This window comes from Nakamurella flavida, assembly GCF_030811475.1.
Lineage (GTDB): Bacteria > Actinomycetota > Actinomycetes > Mycobacteriales > Nakamurellaceae > Nakamurella > Nakamurella flavida.
In genome coordinates this window covers 1,634,436-1,652,188 of the sequence record NZ_JAUSQV010000001.1, presented here as the reverse complement: position 1 = coordinate 1,652,188, position 17,753 = coordinate 1,634,436, and the positions used below count along the sequence as shown (strand labels likewise).

At 69.3% G+C, this 17,753-nt stretch carries 27 protein-coding genes; 26 read left to right on the top strand and 1 reads right to left on the bottom strand.

Annotated features, from left to right (window positions below; genetic code table 11):
- The first annotated feature begins 393 nt into the window (after positions 1–393).
- The 24 genes from rpsJ (at position 394) to map (ending at position 13,685) form a co-directional block, all read left to right on the top strand.
- A complete protein-coding gene (gene rpsJ / locus J2S58_RS07425; protein ID WP_003938093.1) occupies positions 394–699 on the top strand; it encodes a 30S ribosomal protein S10 in 306 nt (101 codons plus the stop codon).
- A gap of 107 nt (positions 700–806) precedes the next feature.
- Positions 807–1,466 carry a 50S ribosomal protein L3 gene (rplC, locus tag J2S58_RS07420; protein ID WP_205255933.1) on the top strand — a complete coding sequence of 220 codons (660 nt, stop codon included), beginning with the start codon at positions 807–809 and terminating at the stop codon, positions 1,464–1,466.
- A complete protein-coding gene (rplD, locus tag J2S58_RS07415) occupies positions 1,466–2,164 on the top strand; it encodes a 50S ribosomal protein L4 (protein WP_205255934.1) in 699 nt (232 codons plus the stop codon). The genes rplC and rplD overlap by 1 nt, the downstream gene beginning before the upstream one ends.
- Positions 2,161–2,457, top strand: a complete 297-nt coding sequence (gene rplW / locus J2S58_RS07410; RefSeq protein WP_205255935.1) for a 50S ribosomal protein L23 — start codon at positions 2,161–2,163, stop codon at positions 2,455–2,457. The genes rplD and rplW overlap by 4 nt, the downstream gene beginning before the upstream one ends.
- A gap of 33 nt (positions 2,458–2,490) precedes the next feature.
- Positions 2,491–3,330: a 50S ribosomal protein L2 gene (rplB, locus tag J2S58_RS07405; RefSeq protein ID WP_205255936.1), complete on the top strand. Its 840-nt coding sequence runs from the start codon at positions 2,491–2,493 to the stop codon at positions 3,328–3,330.
- Between the two features lie 83 nt (positions 3,331–3,413).
- Complete coding sequence (gene rpsS / locus J2S58_RS07400; RefSeq protein ID WP_205255937.1) at positions 3,414–3,695, top strand: 30S ribosomal protein S19; 282 nt, start codon at positions 3,414–3,416, stop codon at positions 3,693–3,695.
- 61 nt (positions 3,696–3,756) lie between these two features.
- The gene (gene rplV, locus J2S58_RS07395) at positions 3,757–4,182 is read left to right on the top strand and encodes a 50S ribosomal protein L22 (protein WP_205255938.1); all 426 of its coding nucleotides are present in this window, start codon (positions 3,757–3,759) and stop codon (positions 4,180–4,182) included.
- Positions 4,182–5,018: a 30S ribosomal protein S3 gene (rpsC, locus tag J2S58_RS07390; protein WP_205255939.1), complete on the top strand. Its 837-nt coding sequence runs from the start codon at positions 4,182–4,184 to the stop codon at positions 5,016–5,018. Before rplV ends, rpsC begins: the two co-directional genes overlap by 1 nt.
- A gap of 2 nt (positions 5,019–5,020) precedes the next feature.
- The gene (gene rplP, locus J2S58_RS07385) at positions 5,021–5,440 is read left to right on the top strand and encodes a 50S ribosomal protein L16 (protein WP_205255940.1); all 420 of its coding nucleotides are present in this window, start codon (positions 5,021–5,023) and stop codon (positions 5,438–5,440) included.
- Positions 5,440–5,697, top strand: coding sequence for a 50S ribosomal protein L29 (gene rpmC / locus J2S58_RS07380; protein ID WP_205256084.1), 258 nt, complete (start codon positions 5,440–5,442; stop codon positions 5,695–5,697). Before rplP ends, rpmC begins: the two co-directional genes overlap by 1 nt.
- Positions 5,694–6,023, top strand: a complete 330-nt coding sequence (gene rpsQ, locus J2S58_RS07375) for a 30S ribosomal protein S17 (protein ID WP_205255941.1) — start codon at positions 5,694–5,696, stop codon at positions 6,021–6,023. The genes rpmC and rpsQ overlap by 4 nt, the downstream gene beginning before the upstream one ends.
- 127 nt (positions 6,024–6,150) lie before the next feature.
- A complete protein-coding gene (gene rplN / locus J2S58_RS07370; protein WP_205255942.1) occupies positions 6,151–6,519 on the top strand; it encodes a 50S ribosomal protein L14 in 369 nt (122 codons plus the stop codon).
- Positions 6,519–6,839 carry a 50S ribosomal protein L24 gene (gene rplX, locus J2S58_RS07365; RefSeq protein WP_275889278.1) on the top strand — a complete coding sequence of 107 codons (321 nt, stop codon included), beginning with the start codon at positions 6,519–6,521 and terminating at the stop codon, positions 6,837–6,839. Before rplN ends, rplX begins: the two co-directional genes overlap by 1 nt.
- Positions 6,839–7,432, top strand: a complete 594-nt coding sequence (rplE, locus tag J2S58_RS07360) for a 50S ribosomal protein L5 (protein WP_205255943.1) — start codon at positions 6,839–6,841, stop codon at positions 7,430–7,432. The genes rplX and rplE overlap by 1 nt, the downstream gene beginning before the upstream one ends.
- Before the next feature lie 6 nt (positions 7,433–7,438).
- The gene (locus tag J2S58_RS07355; protein ID WP_205255944.1) at positions 7,439–7,624 is read left to right on the top strand and encodes a type Z 30S ribosomal protein S14; all 186 of its coding nucleotides are present in this window, start codon (positions 7,439–7,441) and stop codon (positions 7,622–7,624) included.
- Between the two features lie 156 nt (positions 7,625–7,780).
- Entirely contained in the window at positions 7,781–8,179 is a 399-nt protein-coding gene (gene rpsH, locus J2S58_RS07350; RefSeq protein WP_205255945.1) for a 30S ribosomal protein S8, read from the top strand.
- A 10-nt stretch (positions 8,180–8,189) separates the two neighbouring features.
- The gene (rplF, locus tag J2S58_RS07345) at positions 8,190–8,726 is read left to right on the top strand and encodes a 50S ribosomal protein L6 (protein ID WP_205255946.1); all 537 of its coding nucleotides are present in this window, start codon (positions 8,190–8,192) and stop codon (positions 8,724–8,726) included.
- A complete protein-coding gene (gene rplR / locus J2S58_RS07340) occupies positions 8,726–9,094 on the top strand; it encodes a 50S ribosomal protein L18 (RefSeq protein ID WP_205256086.1) in 369 nt (122 codons plus the stop codon). Before rplF ends, rplR begins: the two co-directional genes overlap by 1 nt.
- A gap of 49 nt (positions 9,095–9,143) precedes the next feature.
- The gene (gene rpsE / locus J2S58_RS07335) at positions 9,144–9,806 is read left to right on the top strand and encodes a 30S ribosomal protein S5 (protein ID WP_240188478.1); all 663 of its coding nucleotides are present in this window, start codon (positions 9,144–9,146) and stop codon (positions 9,804–9,806) included.
- A gap of 1 nt (position 9,807) precedes the next feature.
- A complete protein-coding gene (gene rpmD / locus J2S58_RS07330; RefSeq protein WP_205255947.1) occupies positions 9,808–10,011 on the top strand; it encodes a 50S ribosomal protein L30 in 204 nt (67 codons plus the stop codon).
- Positions 10,008–10,451, top strand: coding sequence for a 50S ribosomal protein L15 (rplO, locus tag J2S58_RS07325; RefSeq protein WP_205255948.1), 444 nt, complete (start codon positions 10,008–10,010; stop codon positions 10,449–10,451). The genes rpmD and rplO overlap by 4 nt, the downstream gene beginning before the upstream one ends.
- 470 nt (positions 10,452–10,921) lie before the next feature.
- Positions 10,922–12,259, top strand: coding sequence for a preprotein translocase subunit SecY (secY, locus tag J2S58_RS07320; RefSeq protein ID WP_205255949.1), 1,338 nt, complete (start codon positions 10,922–10,924; stop codon positions 12,257–12,259).
- Positions 12,256–12,819, top strand: coding sequence for an adenylate kinase (locus J2S58_RS07315; protein ID WP_205255950.1), 564 nt, complete (start codon positions 12,256–12,258; stop codon positions 12,817–12,819). The genes secY and J2S58_RS07315 overlap by 4 nt, the downstream gene beginning before the upstream one ends.
- 8 nt (positions 12,820–12,827) lie before the next feature.
- Positions 12,828–13,685, top strand: a complete 858-nt coding sequence (gene map / locus J2S58_RS07310) for a type I methionyl aminopeptidase (RefSeq protein ID WP_205255951.1) — start codon at positions 12,828–12,830, stop codon at positions 13,683–13,685.
- A gap of 163 nt (positions 13,686–13,848) precedes the next feature.
- Here the strand turns inward: map and J2S58_RS07305 are convergent, their stop codons facing one another.
- Positions 13,849–15,135, bottom strand: coding sequence for a cation:dicarboxylate symporter family transporter (locus tag J2S58_RS07305; protein ID WP_205256088.1), 1,287 nt, complete (start codon positions 15,133–15,135; stop codon positions 13,849–13,851).
- 268 nt (positions 15,136–15,403) lie between these two features.
- Here J2S58_RS07305 and J2S58_RS07300 point away from each other — a divergent pair, with 268 nt between their 5' ends.
- Together J2S58_RS07300 and J2S58_RS07295 are read left to right on the top strand one after the other, a co-directional pair.
- The gene (locus J2S58_RS07300) at positions 15,404–17,080 is read left to right on the top strand and encodes a sensor histidine kinase (RefSeq protein ID WP_205255952.1); all 1,677 of its coding nucleotides are present in this window, start codon (positions 15,404–15,406) and stop codon (positions 17,078–17,080) included.
- Entirely contained in the window at positions 17,077–17,748 is a 672-nt protein-coding gene (locus J2S58_RS07295) for a response regulator (protein WP_205255953.1), read from the top strand. Before J2S58_RS07300 ends, J2S58_RS07295 begins: the two co-directional genes overlap by 4 nt.
- Positions 17,749–17,753: the final 5 nt, after the last annotated feature.

The following is a 17,753-nucleotide window of genomic DNA, read 5'->3' as shown; positions in this document are numbered from 1 at the left end:
CTGCGGTCCGGATCGGGTTCGAGATGGTGCATCGTCCTCGTGACACATGCGGGCCCCGAGGCCCAACCGCTCGGACGTCCCGGTCGGGGTGGCCACCAGTAGGACCCAGAGATGTAGCACCACGGCGCTCCCTGCGAGCGCGACCGGTCCACCGGGGCCCGCCAGGAGTTGGAGGCGGATCCATGGGAGACAGCACGACACGCCCGACCGCGTGGACCGGTGATCCTGGACAGATGAACAGCGGCTGCGTTCCACGGCTCCAGCCGGGGACACCCTGATCCTCTGTCCCGGTGCGCCCAGCACCGGTCCGGCCCCACGGCCGACACCCGGGGCGGGAGCACCACCAGAGAAGACTCGTTAGTGACCAGCACCGGCAAGTAGAGGACGGCAAGCGTGGCGGGACAGAAGATCCGCATCAGGCTCAAGGCCTATGACCATGAGGCGATCGACGCGTCCGCGCGCAAGATCGTCGAGACGGTGACCCGGACGGGCGCCCGCGTCGTCGGCCCGGTGCCGCTGCCCACCGAGAAGAACGTGTACTGCGTCATCCGCTCGCCGCACAAGTACAAGGACTCGCGCGAGCACTTCGAGATGCGGACGCACAAGCGGCTGATCGACATCCTCGACCCGACGCCCAAGACGGTGGACGCGCTCATGCGCATCGACCTCCCGGCCTCGGTCGACGTCAACATCCAGTAGGGATCCGGTCGATCCCCCCGGGCCCACGCGGTCCGTGCGTGGAGGTCGACACCGCAGCTTGAGCCCGTCAGGGCGGCACCAGCATCGAGGAGATAGGTACTTCAATCATGGCTAATGCGATCAAGGGAATCCTGGGCCACAAGCTCGGGATGACCCAGGTCTTCGACGCCTCGAACCGGATCGTCCCGGTCACGGTCGTCGCGGCCGGGCCGGTCGTGGTCACCGCGGTCCGCACCCCGGAGAAGGACGGCTACACCGGCGTCCAGCTCGCCTTCGGGAAGATCGACCCGCGCAAGGTCACCAAGCCCGTGGCCGGCCACTTCGCCGCCGCCGGCACGACCCCCCGCCGCCACATCGTCGAGCTCCGCACCTCGGACATCGCCGGATACACCGTGGGCCAGGAGCTCACCGCGTCCGACGTCCTGGATGCCGGCCTGCTCGTCGACGTCACCGGCGTGTCCAAGGGCAAGGGCTACGCGGGCGTCATGAAGCGTCACGGCTTCAAGGGCCTCGGCGCCGGCCACGGCGTGCAGCGCAAGCACCGCTCGCCGGGCTCCATCGGTGGCTGCTCGACCCCGGGCCGTGTCTTCAAGGGCATGCGCATGGCCGGTCGAATGGGCAACGACAAGATCACCACCCAGAACCTGACCATCCACGCGGTGGACGCCGACAAGGGCCTCGTGCTCATCAAGGGCGCGCTGCCGGGCTCCAAGGGTGGCGTCGTGTTCATCAAGTCCGCCGTCAAGAACTCCGGGAAGGCTTCCTGATGACCACCGTCCAGATCACCTCCCCCACGGGTGAGGCCGCCGGTTCCGTGGACCTGCCCGACGCCGTCTTCGACGTCCAGGCCAACGTGCCGCTCATGCACCAGGTCGTCGTGGCCCAGCTGGCCGCCGCCCGTCAGGGCACCCACAAGGCCAAGAACCGCGGCGAGGTGTCCGGCGGTGGCAAGAAGCCGTACCGCCAGAAGGGCACCGGCCGCGCCCGCCAGGGTTCGACCCGTGCACCGCAGTTCGTCGGCGGTGGCACCGTGCACGGCCCGGTCCCGCACCTGTACCTGCAGCGCACCCCCAAGAAGATGAAGGCCGCCGCCCTGCGCGGTGCCCTGTCCGACCGGGCCCGCAGCGGCAACGTGCACGTCCTGTCCGGCGTGGTCGAGGGCACCTCGCCCAGCACGAAGACCGCCGTCTCCGCGCTCGCCTCGGTGAGCACCGCCAAGCACGTGCTCGTGGTCATCAGCCGTGAGGACGAGGTCAGCTGGAAGAGCCTGCGCAACGTGCCGACCGTGCACCTGCTCGCGGCCGACCAGCTCAACACCTACGACGTGCTGGTCAGCGACGACGTGGTCTTCACCCGGTCCGCGCTCGAGGAGTTCGTGATCCAGGCCTCGCGTTCCGTCTCGCAGCGGTCCGTCGCGGCCGAGTCCGACTCGACCATCGCCCTCGACAAGGAGGCCACGAAGTGATCGCCGATCCGCGCGACATCATCCTGCGGCCGATCGTCTCCGAGAAGAGCTACGCGCTGCTCGAGACGGGTCGCTACACGTTCGAGATCCACCCCTCCGCCAACAAGACCCAGGTCAAGATCGCCATCGAGCAGATCTTCGACGGGGTCAAGGTGGTCTCGGTCAACACCATCAACCGGCAGGGGAAGCGCAAGCGGACCCGGTTCGGATACGGCACGCGCAAGTCGACCAAGCGCGCCATCGTCACTTTGTCGGCCGGCAGCAAGCCGATCGAGATCTTCTCGGGCGCCTGAGCTCGCTGAGCACGGTAAGGGACTGAGGTAATCATGGGTATCCGCAAGTACAAGCCGACGACGCCGGGTCGTCGCGGCTCCTCGGTGAGCGATTTCGCCGAGGTCACTCGCGACTTCCCCGAGAAGTCGCTGGTCCGCCCCCTGCACTCCAAGGGCGGGCGCAACGTCCACGGCCGGGTCACCACCCGCCACCAGGGTGGCGGGCACAAGCGTGCCTACCGCCTGGTGGACTTCCGTCGGGCCGACAAGGACGGCGTGCCGGCCACGGTCGCGCACATCGAGTACGACCCGAACCGCACCGCGCGCATCGCGCTGCTGCACTTCGCGGACGGCGAGAAGCGCTACATCATCGCCCCGCAGAAGCTGCGCCAGGGTGACGCCATCGAGTGTGGCGCCGGCGCCGACATCAAGCCCGGCAACAACCTGCCGCTGCGCAACATCCCGGTCGGCACGGTCATCCACGCCATCGAGCTGCGGCCCGGCGGCGGCGCGAAGATCGCCCGCTCGGCCGGCACCAAGGTCCAGCTGGTGGCGAAGGACGGCCCCTACGCGCAGCTGCGCATGCCGTCCGGCGAGATCCGCAACGTCGACGTCCGTTGCCGCGCCAGCATCGGCGAGGTCGGCAACGCCGAGCAGGCGAACATCAACTGGGGCAAGGCCGGCCGCATGCGCTGGAAGGGCAAGCGCCCCTCCGTCCGTGGTGTCGCCATGAACCCGGTCGACCACCCGCACGGTGGTGGCGAGGGCAAGACCTCCGGTGGCCGTCACCCGGTCAACCCGGCCGGTCGCCCCGAGGGCCGTACCCGCCAGCCGGGCAAGGCCAGCGACAAGCTGATCGTCCGTCGTCGCCGTAAGGGTGGCAAGAAGCGATGAGCCTGTTCTCCACCTGCACCAAGGTGCCGTCCACCGGCACTTCCCCCCGTACCACCGAGAACTGAGAGCAGGAAGGTAAGCAGATGCCCCGCAGTCTCAAAAAGGGTCCGTTCATCGACGACCACCTGCTCAAGAAGGTGGACGCGGCGAACGACAAGAACTCCAAGTCGGTCATCAAGACCTGGTCGCGGCGTTCGACGATCATCCCCGACATGCTCGGGCACACGATCGCCGTGCACGACGGCCGCAAGCACGTCCCGGTGTTCGTCACCGAGTCGATGGTCGGCCACAAGCTCGGCGAGTTCGCTCCGACCCGCACCTTCAAGGGTCACATCAAGGACGACCGTCGCGCCCGACGGGGCTGATCACCGTGCACATCGTCGCTGTGATCATGTTCCAGGGTGAGACCGAATGGGAGATAACCCGATGAATGCCAAGGCAGGAGCCGCCGAGCTCCCGACCGCACGTGCGCAGGCGCGGCACGTGCGGATGACGCCGATGAAGGCGCGCCGGGTGGTCGACCTCATCCGTGGTCGTTCCGCCGCCGACGCCGCCGCCATCCTCCGCTTCGCCCCGCAGGCGGCCAGCGGGCCGGTGGCCAAGTTGCTCGCCTCCGCGGTCGCCAACGCGGAGAACAACCACGGGATGAACCCCGACGCGCTGGTCGTCCAGACGGCCTACGTCGACGAGGGCCCGACGCTCAAGCGCTTCCAGCCGCGAGCCCAGGGTCGCGCGTTCCGGATCCGCAAGCGCACCAGCCACATCACCATCGAAGTTGCCCAGCTTCCGACCACGGGCAACGACCAGCGCCGCGCACGCGGCGACCAGAGCGCGAAGGGAGGGGCCCGCTAGTGGGACAGAAGATCAACCCGCACGGGTTCCGGCTCGGTATCACCACCGACTGGAGTTCCCGCTGGTACGCGGACAAGGCCTACGCCGAGTACGTGGCCGAGGACGTCGCCATCCGCAAGCTGATGGCCAAGGGCATGGAGCGGGCCGGCATCTCCAAGGTGGAGATCGAGCGCACCCGTGACCGCGTCCGCGTCGACATCCACACCGCTCGCCCGGGCATCGTCATCGGTCGCCGCGGCGCCGAGGCCGATCGCATCCGCGGCCAGCTCGAGAAGCTGACCGGCAAGCAGGTGCAGCTGAACATCCTCGAGGTGCGCAATCCCGAGTCCGACGCGCAGCTCGTCGCCCAGGGCGTCGCCGAGCAGCTGTCCAACCGCGTGTCGTTCCGTCGTGCGATGCGCAAGTCCATGCAGTCCGCGCAGCGTTCCGGTGCCGTCAAGGGCATCCGGATCCAGTGCGCCGGCCGTCTGGGCGGCGCCGAGATGAGCCGCAGCGAGTTCTACCGCGAGGGTCGCGTTCCGCTGCACACCCTGCGTGCGGACATCGACTACGGCTTCTTCGAGGCCAAGACCACCTTCGGCCGCATCGGTGTGAAGGTCTGGATCTACAAGGGCGACAAGGTCGGCACGCTCGCCGAGCAGCGCGTGGCCGAGGCTGCCGCCGCTCAGCGCAACGCCGGCGGCGGTGCAGGTCGCGACCGCGGTCCCGCCGACCGTCGTCCCCCGCGTCGTTCCGGATCGTCGGGGACCACCCCGACCTCGACCGAAGCCGGCCGCGCGGCCGTCGACACCCCTGCGGCCGTCGGCGCCCCCGAGACCACCAGTTCGGAGAGCTGATCATGCTCATCCCCCGCAAGGTCAAGCACCGCAAGCAGCACCGGCCCACCCGGACCGGTATGGCCAGTGGTGGCACCCAGGTGACCTTCGGCGAGTACGGCATCCAGGCTCTGGAGCCGGCCTACGTCACCAACCGGCAGATCGAGTCCGCTCGCATCGCCATCAACCGGCACATCAAGCGTGGCGGGAAGGTGTGGATCAACATCTACCCGGACCGCCCGCTGACCAAGAAGCCCGCCGAGACCCGCATGGGTTCCGGTAAGGGTTCGCCCGAGTGGTGGGTCGCCAACATCAAGCCCGGCCGCGTGCTCTTCGAGATGAGCTACCCGACCGAGGCCATCGCCCGCGAGGCCCTGCGCCGCGCGATCCACAAGTTGCCCATGAAGTGCCGCATCGTGACCCGTGAAGGTGGTGATTCGTGATGGCCACCGGAACGACTGCGAACGACATGCGTGAGCTCGGAGCCGACGAGTTGACTCTCCGCCTGCGCGAAGCCAAGGAAGAGCTGTTCAACCTGCGATTCCAGATGGCGACCGGGCAGATGGACAACAACCGTCGTCTGCGCACCGTGCGGCACGACATCGCCCGCATCTACACGGTCATGCGCGAGCGCGAGCTCGGGTTGTCCGTCGGACCCGACGGGCCGATCACCGCGACCGATTCGGAGGGCGCCGCATGAGCGAGCACCAGGACACCACCGCGACCCAGGCGGACGTCGCCACCGAGGCGACCACCACGGCCGCAGCGGTCAAGACCCGCGGCGACCGCAAGACCCGCGAGGGTCTCGTCGTCTCGGACAAGATGGACAAGACCATCGTCGTGGCCCTCGAGGACCGGGTGAAGCACCCGCGGTACTCGAAGGTCATCCGTCGCACCACCAAGGTGAAGGCGCACGACGAGAACGGCACTGCCGGCGTGGGCGACCGCGTTCTCCTGTCGGAGACCCGGCCGCTGTCGGCGACCAAGCGCTGGCGCCTGGTCGAGATCCTCGAGAAGGCCCAGTAACCCTGGTCTTCAGGTCCACCGGCCGGCAGTCCGGCCGGTGGGCGCACGACGTGAGGCCAGAACAATCCGTGACGGCCGGGGGCGGTAACCGCCTCCGGCAGCACACATCGCAAAGGTTGGAACAGACGTGATTCAGCAGGAGTCCAGGCTCCGCGTCGCCGATAACACGGGCGCAAAGGAGATTCTGTGCATCCGCGTGCTCGGCGGCTCTGCGCGTCGGTACGCCGGCATCGGCGACATCATCGTGGCCACGGTCAAGGACGCCATCCCCGGCGCCGGCGTGAAGAAGGGTGACGTCGTCAAGGCGGTCATCGTGCGCACGGTCAAGGAGAAGCGGCGTCCCGACGGCAGTTACATCCGCTTCGACGAGAACGCGGCTGTGCTGCTCAAGGCAGACGGCGACCCCCGGGGCACTCGCATCTTCGGGCCGGTCGGCCGCGAGCTGCGCGACAAGCGGTACATGAAGATCATTTCGTTGGCGCCGGAGGTGCTGTGATGAGCTTGAAGGTGAAGAAGGGCGACACCGTCCTGGTCATCGCGGGTAAGGACAAGGGCGCGAAGGGCAAGGTCATCCATGCCTACCCGGAGAACGATCGCGTCCTGGTCGAGGGTGTCAACCGGATCAAGAAGCACACCAAGGTCTCGACGACCCAGCGTGGTGCCCAGTCCGGCGGCATCGTCACCCAGGAAGCGCCGATCCACATCTCGAACGTGATGGTGGTGGATGGCGACAACAAGCCGACGCGCGTGGGCAAGCGGCTCGATTCCGAAGGCCGCCGCGTCCGCGTGTCGCGTCGGTCCGGAAAGGATCTCTGATGAGCACCCCCACCCTGTCGGCCGAGACCGCCGAGACGACCGAGAAGGTCGTCCCGCGGATGAAGGCCCAGTACCGCGAGCAGGTGCGGACCGCGCTGCAGGAGCAGTTCTCCTACGGCAACGTCATGCAGATCCCCGGCGTGGTCAAGGTCGTCGTCAACATGGGCGTCGGCGAGGCGGCCCGTGACGCGAAGCTGATCGAGGGCGCCGTGCGCGACCTGGCCACCATCACCGGCCAGAAGCCCACCGTCCGCAAGGCCACCAAGTCGATCGCCCAGTTCAAGCTGCGCGAGGGCATGCCCATCGGCGCCAAGGTGACCCTGCGCAACGACCGCATGTGGGAGTTCCTGGATCGGCTGGTCACCATCGCCCTGCCGCGTATCCGTGACTTCCGCGGTCTGTCGCCGAAGCAGTTCGACGGCAACGGCAACTACACCTTCGGGCTCAACGAGCAGTCGATGTTCCACGAGATCGACATCGACCGGATCGACCGGCCCCGTGGCATGGACATCACCGTGGTCACCACGGCCACCACCGACGACGAAGGACGCGCGCTGCTCCGCCAGCTCGGCTTCCCGTTCAAGGAGAACTGATCCGTCATGGCGAAGACCGCTCTGATCAACAAGTCCAAGCGCAAGCCGAAGTTCGCCGTCCGCGGCTACACCCGGTGCAACCGCTGCGGGCGCCCGCACTCCGTGTACCGCAAGTTCGGCCTGTGCCGGATCTGCCTCCGCGAGATGGCGCACGCCGGCGAGCTGCCGGGCATCACCAAGTCCAGCTGGTGACCAGGGTCCGGCGTCGTCCCCTTGACGACGCCGGCCCCGGCATCGGTGCACCACCCCGGCGGGAGACATCCGCCGGGTCATCCCGCCCGGCCCGGCCGGGCACGTTCGTCACAGGCACCCGCACCGGGTGAACCAGGCGAGAGGAGTGACCACCGCATGACCATGACCGACCCCATCGCGGATTTCCTCACCAGGATCCGCAACGCGAACTCCGCGTACCACGACGAGGTCGTGATGCCCTTCTCGAAGCTCAAGGGCACCATCGCCGACATCCTGGTGAAGGAGGGCTACATCGGCTCCTGGACCACGTCCGAGGCCGTTGTCGGCAAGAACCTGGTGATCTCCCTGAAGTACGGGCCCAACCGCGAGCGTTCGATCGCCGGTGTGCGTCGCGTGTCCAAGCCCGGCCTGCGCGTCTACGCGCGCTCCACCGAGCTGCCCAAGGTGCTCGGCGGACTGGGCATCGCCATCATCTCGACCTCCACCGGTCTGCTGACCGACCGGCAGGCCGCCAAGAAGAAGGTGGGCGGGGAAGTCCTCGCCTACGTCTGGTAAGGCAGAACTCATGTCGCGAATCGGAAGACTGCCGATCCCCGTTCCCGCGGGGGTCGACGTGACGATCAACGGATCGCAGGTGACCGTGAAGGGCCCCAAGGGATCCCTGACGCACACGGTCGTCGAACCCATCTCGGTCGCCCAGGAGGCCACCGAACTCGTGGTCACCCGGCCGGACGACGAGCGCGATTCCCGCGCCCGTCACGGCCTGACCCGCACGCTGGTCAGCAACATGGTCATCGGCGTCACCCAGGGGTACGTCAAGACGCTGGAGATCGTCGGCGTCGGCTACCGCGTGGCGGCCAAGGGATCGGACCTCGAGTTCGCCCTCGGCTACTCGCACCCGGTGCCGGTCACGGCGCCCGAAGGCATTTCGTTCGTGGTCGAGTCGCCGGTCAAGTTCCGGGTGGAAGGCATCGACAAGCAGCTGGTCGGAGAGGTCTCGGCCAACATCCGCAAGCTGCGCAAGCCCGACCCGTACAAGGGCAAGGGTGTGCGGTACGCCGGCGAGGTCGTCCGGCGCAAGGTCGGAAAGACGGGTAAATGATGGCTGCCAACGTTTCTCAGGCGCGCGCTCGATCGCGTGCCCGCCGGCACTTCCGGCTGCGCAAGAAGGTCGTCGGTACCGCTGTGCGGCCGCGTCTGGTCGTCACCCGTTCCGCCCGGCACATCAACGCCCAGCTGGTGGACGACTCCGTCGGCCGCACCGTCGCCTCGGCGTCGACCCTCGAGGTCGACCTGCGCAACGACGAGGGCGACAAGAGCGCCAAGGCCAAGCTCGTCGGCCAGCTGCTCGCGCAGCGGGCCCAGGCCGCCGGCTACTCCTCCGCGGTCTTCGACCGTGGTGGCGACAAGTACCACGGTCGCATCGCGGCTCTGGCCGACGGCGCCCGTGGCGCCGGGCTGGAGTTCTGATGTCGACCACCACTGCAGCACCCGCACTGACGACTGAGAGGGACATCTGATGCCCGGACCCCAACGCGGCGGCTTCGGCGGCGGCGGCGGCTTCGGCGGCGCAGACCGCGGTGCCGGCGCTGCCGGCGGCGATCGTCGTGACGGCCGCGGCGGCCGCGACCGTCGGGACGGCAACCGTCGCGACGCCCCCGTCGACAAGAACCCGTTGCTCGAGCGCATCGTGGTCACCAACCGCGTGGCCAAGGTGGTCAAGGGTGGACGTCGGTTCTCCTTCACCGCCCTGGTCGTCGTGGGTGACGGCGACGGCAGCGTCGGCGTCGGCTACGGCAAGGCCAAGGAGATTCCCGCGGCGATCGCCAAGGGTGTCGAAGAGGCCAAGAAGCACCAGTTCAAGGTGCCGCGCATCGCTGCGACCATCCCGCACCCGGTCCAGGGTGAGGCGGCCGCCGGTGTCGTGCTCCTCCGCCCGGCCTCGCCCGGTACCGGCGTCATCGCCGGTGGCCCGGTGCGTGCCGTGCTGGAGTGCGCCGGTATCCACGATGTGCTGAGCAAGTCGCTCGGCTCGGACAACCCGATCAACATCGTGCACGCCACCATCCAGGCGCTGAAGAACCTGCAGCGGCCGGAAGAGGTCGCGGCCCGCCGCGGCCTGCCCATCGAGGACGTCGCTCCCGCCGCCATGCTGCGGGCTCGCGCCGGCCAGGGGGTGTGACATGGCTGAACTGAAGGTCACCCAGGTCAAGTCGACCATCGGGAACAAGCGACCGGCCCGCGAGTCGGTCCGCTCGCTCGGACTCAAGCGGATCCACCACAGCGTCGTCGTCACCGACAACGCGGTGAACCGCGGCTACATCCGGACGGCCACCCACCTGTTGAGCGTGGAAGAGCTGTCCGCGGAAGGAAGTGATCAGTCATGACGATCAAGGTCCACCATCTGCGTCCCGCCCCGGGCGCCAAGACGGCCAAGACCCGACTCGGTCGTGGTGAGGGCTCCAAGGGCAAGACCGCGGGCCGTGGCACCAAGGGCACCGGCGCACGCAAGAACGTGCCGGCGTCCTTCGAGGGTGGCAACCTGCCGCTGCACATGCGTCTGCCCAAGCTCAAGGGCTTCCGCAACGCGTTCCGTGTCAGCTACCAGGTCGTCAACGTCGGCCAGCTCGTCACCCTGTTCCCGCAGGGCGGCACCATCGGTGTCGACGAGATCGTCGAGGCCGGCGCGGTCCGCAAGGGCCAGCTGGTCAAGGTGCTCGGCGACGGCGACATCGCCGGGGTGTCCCTGACGGTGAGCGCGCACGCGTTCTCCGGCTCGGCCAAGGAGAAGCTGGCCTCGGCCGGCGGGTCCGCCATCACCCTGTAGTCCCGTTCCACGCACCGGCCCGTCCCTTCCCGGGACGGGCCGGTGTCGCATCAGGCACACCCCTGACCGGGCGTGCGGCCACACCGCACCACGTCCGTCCGGCACCCACCCGTGGTGACCACCGCCCCGCGCGGCGGTCCACCCGGCAGAGCGGCCCAGAGTCGGCCCGCCGAGGTTGCTTCGTCACCCCCCGGTGGCCGGTACTCTCCTGGGAGATACCTGGGCCCCGGGGGGTCGGCGTATCCGCGATCGGTCCCTGCGGGGGTCGGATCGGGCAGACCGCCATCGTCGGCGCGGGGGAGATCCCGTTCCGACCGGTGCCGGGCGAGCGGCAAGACGCGGCTGGGTACCACCCAGCGGCACACCAGGTGCGGGGGAGACCCCGCGCGACGAGGACGGGTTCGACGGCGATCAGGCCGGCGGCCCGCCATCGGTTCCCGAACGGGGGGCCGGTGAGGCCAGGAGGATCCGTGCTCTCCGCATTTGTCTCGGCGCTCAAGACGCCCGATCTTCGGAAGAAGATCCTGTTCACGCTCGGCCTGGTGGCCATCTACCGCTTCGGCGCGACGATGCCCTCGCCCGGCGTGGCCTACACCGCCGTCCAGCAGTGCATCGCCGAGGCGGGAACCGGCAACGACCTGCTGACCGTGCTCAACCTGTTCTCCGGTGGCGCGCTCCTGCAGCTCTCCGTCTTCGCGCTGGGCATCATGCCGTACATCACCGCGTCGATCATCGTGCAGCTGCTCACCGTGGTGATCCCGCGGTTCGAGCAGCTCAAGAAGCTCGGTCAGGCCGGTCAGACCAAGCTGACCCAGTACACGCGCTACCTGACCATCGGCCTGGGCATCCTGCAGTCCACCGCGTTCCTGGCGCTGGCGATCAACGGCCAGCTGTTCCAGGGCTGCTCGGTCACCGATCAGATCGTCCCCGACCGCAGTGCCCTCGCGCTGATCACCCTCGTCCTGACGATGACCGCCGGCACCGCCGTCGTCATGTGGATGGGTGAGCTGATCACCGAGCGCGGCATCGGCAACGGCATGTCGATCCTCATCTTCACCTCGATCGCCTCGCGCATCCCGGCCGAGGGCAAGAACATCCTGGACACCCAGGGCCCGGTCATCTTCGCCATCGTCTGCGCCATCGGGCTCGGCATCATCTGTGCCGTGGTGTTCGTCGAGCAGGGCCAGCGGCGACTGCCCGTCCAGTACGCCAAGCGCATGATCGGCCGCAAGATGTACGGCGGCACCTCGACCTACCTGCCGCTCAAGGTCAACCAGGCCGGCGTCATCCCCGTCATCTTCGCGACGTCGCTGCTCTACCTGCCCACCCTCATCGTCCAGCTCATCAGCCCGACCACGGTGAACGCCGACGGCACCACGGTGGTCAGCGGCTGGGTGCAGTTCCTCAACGTCTGGGTGATCGACCAGGGCAGTTGGTCGCACATCGTCCTGTACTTCGCGCTGATCATCTTCTTCACCTACTTCTACGTCGGCATCACGTTCAACCCCACGGAGCGGGCCGACGAGCTGAAGAAGTACGGCGGGTTCATCCCGGGCATCCGCCCGGGCCGCCCGACCGCGGAGTACCTGCAGTACGTGCTGTCCCGGGTCACCCTGCCGGGCTCGCTCTACCTGGGCATCGTGGCGATCCTCCCGAACCTGTTCCTGGAGATCACCGGCAACGGCAACAACCAGAACTTCCCGTTCGGCGGCACCGCTGTGCTGATCATGGTCGGCGTCGGCCTGGACACGGTGAAGCAGATCGAGACCCAGCTGATGCAGCGCAACTACGAAGGGTTCCTGCGGTGAGCCGGCTGCTCATCGTCGGACCGCAGGGCGTCGGCAAGGGTACGCAGGCCACCCGACTGGCCAAGGCGCTGGACATCGCGCACATCTCCACCGGCGACATCTTCCGCGCGAACGTGGGGGAGAAGACCGAGCTCGGCCTGCTGGCCCAGAAGTACATGAGCCAGGGCGACCTGGTGCCGGACGAGGTCACCAACTCGATGGTGGCCGACCGGCTCGACCAGCAGGACGCGGCCGAGGGCTTCCTGCTGGACGGGTTCCCGCGGAACCTGGACCAGGCCCGGTGGTTGGGCGAGCTGCTCGGCGCCCGCGGGCAGTCCATCGACGCGGTCCTGCTGCTGGAGGCCCCCACCGAGGTGCTGATGGACCGCCTGGTCTCCCGGGCCCGGGAGGACGACACCCCCGAGGCCATCCGCAAGAGGCTGGACATCTACCACACCTCCACCACCCCGTTGCTGGAGTACTACCACGACCGCGTTCTCGCGGTGAACGGTGTCGGCGGCGTCGACGAGGTCACCCAACGGGCCCTCGCCGCCCTGCACCGGCGCTCCCCGTCGAACTGAGGCTCCCGATGTCCGCTCGTCCCGACCGCTCCGTGGAGATCAAGACCCGCGGGGAGTTGCAGTCCATGCGTGCCGCCGGGGTCGTGCTGGCCCGTGCCATCGAGGCGGGCCGCGCCGCGGCCGTTCCCGGCTCCAGCACCGCGGACGTCGACGCCGCGGTCGCCGCGGTGATCGCCGACGCGGGGGCGCGGCCCAACTTCCTGGGCTACCACGGTTTCCCCGCCACCATCTGCGCCTCGGTCAACGACGAGGTGGTCCACGGCATCCCGCGGCCCGACCGCGTGCTCCGCGACGGTGACCTGCTGTCCATCGACGCCGGCTGCATCGTGGACGGGTGGCATGCGGACTCCGCGGTGTCGCTGCACGTCGGGTCCCCGCCCGAGGACGAGGCCGGTGCCGCCGAGACCGATCTGATCCTCGCCGCCCAGGTCGCCCTGTGGGCCGGGATCGCCGCCACCCGCGCGGGTGGCCGTATCGGTGACATCTCGCAGGCGGTGGAGACCGCCGTGCTCCGGGCCGCCCACGAGGACGGCCGCCGCTACGGCTCGGTCAGCGGCTACGGCGGGCACGGCATCGGCAGCGCCATGCACATGGACCCGTTCGTCCCGAACCAGGGCAAGCGTGGGAAGGGTGTCCGCATCGTCGACGGGATGGCGCTGGCCATCGAACCCATGGTGACCCTGGGCAAGTCCTCCACCCGCGAGCTGGACGACGGCTGGACCGTGGTGACCAAGGACGGGGCGCGCGCCGCCCACGTCGAGCACACCGTCGCCGTCACCGACGAGGGAATCTGCGTCACCACCGCGCTGGACGGCGGCGCCGCCCGCCTCGCCCGGTACGACATCACCCCCATCTCGCTGGACTGAGGTCCCCGGCCCGGCCCGGCCCGGCCCGGCCCGGCTCGACCCGACCCGGCCGTGCCGCCGATCGGACCGGTCCCGAACGACCCCGACCCGGACCGTCGTGGACGGTCCGGGCCGAGGAGTGCGGGTGGGGCGCGGGCCCCGGTCGATCGGTGGTCGGAGGGGATCAGTGCTCGTCGAGCATGTTGCTGTCGTCGAACGGTGATGTCCCGGCGAAGACCGCGTCGACCTGGGTGCGATCGACCTCCTTGACCCAGGTGCCCAGCACGAGGGTGGCCACGGCGTTGCCCGCGAAGTTGGTGACCGCGCGGGCCTCGGACATGAAGCGGTCGATGGCCACGATGAGCCCGACGCCGTCGACCAGGTCCGGGCGGTGTGAGGCCAGCCCACCGCTCAGGGTGGCCAGCCCGGCTCCGGTGACACCCGCCGCGCCCTTGGAGGCCACGATCATGAAGACCAGCAGGGAGATCTGCTCGCCGACCGACAGCGGGTTGCCCAGCGCGTTGCCGATGAACAGCGAGGCCATGGTCAGGTAGATGGCGGTGCCGTCCAGGTTGAACGAGTAGCCGGTGGGCACCACGATGCCGACGACCGGACGGGAGACGCCCAGGTGCTCCATCTTGGCGATGAGCCGGGGGAGTGCGGTCTCCGACGAGGAGGTCGCCACGATGAGCAGGAATTCCTGGCGCAGGTAGTAGAAGAGCTTGAAGACGCTGTACCCGGTGGCGAGCTTGAGCAGGGACCCCAGGACGAGGAAGACGAAGGCCGCGCAGGTCAGGTAGAAGGCACCCATCAGGAGGGCCAGGGCGGCGATGGCCGACCAGCCCGCGTTCCCGACGACACCGGCGATCGCACCGAACGCACCGATCGGGGCCAGCCACATGATGCCGGCCAGGATCTTGAAGACCAGCTTCTGCAGGCTGCCGATGGCCGAGAGGATCGGCTCGCCCTTGCGGCCCATGCCCTGCAGGGCGAAGCCCACGATGAGGGCGATGAACAGGGCCTGCAGCACCGAGCCCGCGGTCAGCGCGGAGAAGATGGTGGTCGGGATGATGTCCAGCAGGAAGTTGCCCGAGCCGGTCGCGGCGGGCGGGGTGTAGGTCGGGATCGCGCCGGAGGTGAGGCTGTCGCCGGGGTGGATCACGTTGCCGACGACGAGCCCGATGACGAGGGCGAACGTCGACATGACCAGGAAGTAGGCCAGGGCCATGCCGCCGACCTTGCCGACCTGGGAGGCCTTGCGGACCGATCCGATGCCCAGCACGATCGTGCAGAAGATGATCGGCCCGATCATCATCTTGATGAGGTTGACGAACGCCGTGCCGATCGTGGCCAGGCCGGCCGCGTTCTTGCCGAAGATGAGGCCGACGGCGGTGCCGAGGACGACGGCGACGATGACCGCGATGTAGAGCCAGTGGCTGCCGATCTTCTTCTTCGGCGGCGGGGCGATCATCAGCTCGTGGGGATCGGGGACGTTCGACGTTGTCGTCACGGGTTCTCCTGGCCTTCGGCGGGTATCGGCGGTGATGCCGCTGGGCCCACGATCACCCCCCAGGCCCCTCCGACGGCCGATGTGTTCATAGAGAACGCACACCCGATCCGCAGACCGCTCCGCGCGTAGGCTCGTCCCGCAGTCGGCCGGTCGCCGCGCCGGCCGCAGACACACCTGACGAGGCATCGAGGCCGGAGGCGCCGTGTTCCTGTCCGGGTCCGGTTGGTCCATGGCGCGGCGCATCCTCGTCCTGCAGGCCGTCGTCCTGATCGTCATGCTCGCGGCGATCCTGGTCGCCCTCCGCGTCGACGCCGATCAGCAGGCCGACGAGGCCACCGGTGCACGGGTGACCGCGATCGCGGAGACCATGGCCAGTGCTCCGCAGGTGCTCGCCGCCGTCACCGATCCCTACCCCGCGGCCGCGGCCGTCACCGGTCCGTCCGCGGTGCTCCAGCCGTTCGCGCTCGACGTGGGGACGCGCACGGGGGCCGACTTCGTCGTCGTCATGGCCCCGGACGGCACCCGGTGGACCCACCCGGACCCGTCCCAGATCGGCCGGACCTATCTCGGCAACCGGGACGTGGCCCTGGCCGGTGGAACCGGCACGGAGACCTACGTCGGGACGCTCGGCCCGTCGATCCGGGCCATCACCCCCGTCACCGCCCCCGACGGGACCGTCGTCGCCCTCGTCTCGGTCGGGGTGACCGTCGATCACATCGGCATCGGCGGGCGGTGGATCACCCTGGGTCTGATCGCCCTCGGCGCGCTGGTCATCGGGGTGGTCGGATCGTTGCTCATCGCCCGCTGGGTCCGTCGGCAGACCCTGGGCATGGGACCGCAGGAGCTGGGCCGGATGTTCAGCTACTACGACGCGGTGCTCGCGTCCGCGCACAACGGGATGGTGCTGCTGGACACCGGCGGCCGCATCGTGCTGGCCAACCCGGAGGCGCGCCGGTTGCTCGACCTGCCCGAGTCGGTGGCCGGGTCGACCCCGCAGCAGGCCGGCTTCCCCGCCGAGCTGGTCGCGATGATCTCCGGCGGCGGCACGGTCCGCGACGAACTGGTGCTCACCGCCGACCGGGTGCTGCTGTTCAACCGGCGGCCCGCGCAGCTCGACGGCCGCACCCTGGGCGCCGTGGTCAGCGTCCGCGACCACACCGAGCTGGAGAACCTCACCGGGGAGCTGGACCGGGCGCACAGTTTCGCCACCGCGCTCCGGGCGCAGGCCCACGAATCGGCCAACCGGCTGCACACGGTCATCTCGCTGATCGAACTGGGCGAGCCCGAGCACGCCCTGGACTTCGCCGTCCAGGAGCTGCAGGTGTCCCAGGCCCTGGCCGACCGGGTCGTCGACGGGGTCGGCAACCGGGCGGTCGCGGCCCTGCTGCTGGGCAAGACGGCGCAGGCGGCCGAACGCGGCATCGAGCTGGTGATCCGGCCCGGATCCGAGCTGCCGGAGGGTGCCGGCGGTGACCAGGAGCTGGTCACCGTGATCGGCAACCTCATCGACAACGCCATGGACGCCCTGTCCCGTCCCGACGCCGGGGCCCACCCGGACGCTCCGCGGCGCATCGTGCTGTCGGCCGCGAGCCTGCCCGACTTCCTCGAGTTCGTGGTCCAGGACAGCGGTCCCGGCCTCGACGCCCGGCAGGCCGAGCAGGTCTTCGCGCCCGGGTGGAGCACCAACACCGGCGCCGGCCCGGCCGGGGACCGCGGCCTCGGGCTGGCCCTGGTCGCGCAGGCGGTGGCCCGGCTGGGCGGCAGGGTGTGGGCGGAGGCCGGCCCGGGCGCCCGGTTCGTGGTGCGCCTGCCGCCGGTGGCAGCGGGCGCGGACGACGTCTACGGCCAGGGTCCGGACCGCCTCGGCGCTGCACGTCCGACCGCGCACGCCGGACCCACGCCGTGATCTCGGTGCTGGTCGTCGAGGACGAACCGATCGCCGCCCGCGCACACCGCGCCTACGTCGAACGGGTGGAGGGATTCACCGTCGTCGGCGTGGCCCACTCCGGTCGGGAGGCCGACCGGGTGCTGGCCGCCACGCCGGTCGACCTGGTCCTGCTCGACCTGCATCTGCCGGACGTCGCCGGCCTGGAGCTGTTCCGCCGGATCCGGGCCGCCGGGTCCACGGTCGACGTCATCGTGGTGTCCTCGGCCCGCGATGCGGACATCGTGCGGGCCGCGGTCGCCCAGGGTGCCGTGCAGTACGTCATCAAGCCGTTCGTGTTCACCACTCTGCGGGACCGACTGGAGGCCTACCGCCGGTTCCGCGACCAGGTGGGCGAACGCACCGACGTCGACCAGGACTCGGTGGATCGTGCGTTCAACGTGCTGCGTTCACCGGCCGGCGCCGTCCTGCCCAAGGGGATGACCCGGGAGACGCTGACCCGGGTGGTCGCCGCGCTGGCCGGGGCGGAGGAGGCCTCCGCCAGCGAGATCGGTGACCTGCTCGGGTCGTCCCGGATCACCGCGCGCCGCTATCTGGAACATCTGGTGGAGACCGGCGCCGCGCGCCGGACCCTGCGGTACGGGCAGGTGGGTCGACCGGAGACGCGGTACACCGTGACCCCCGGCTGAGTCGG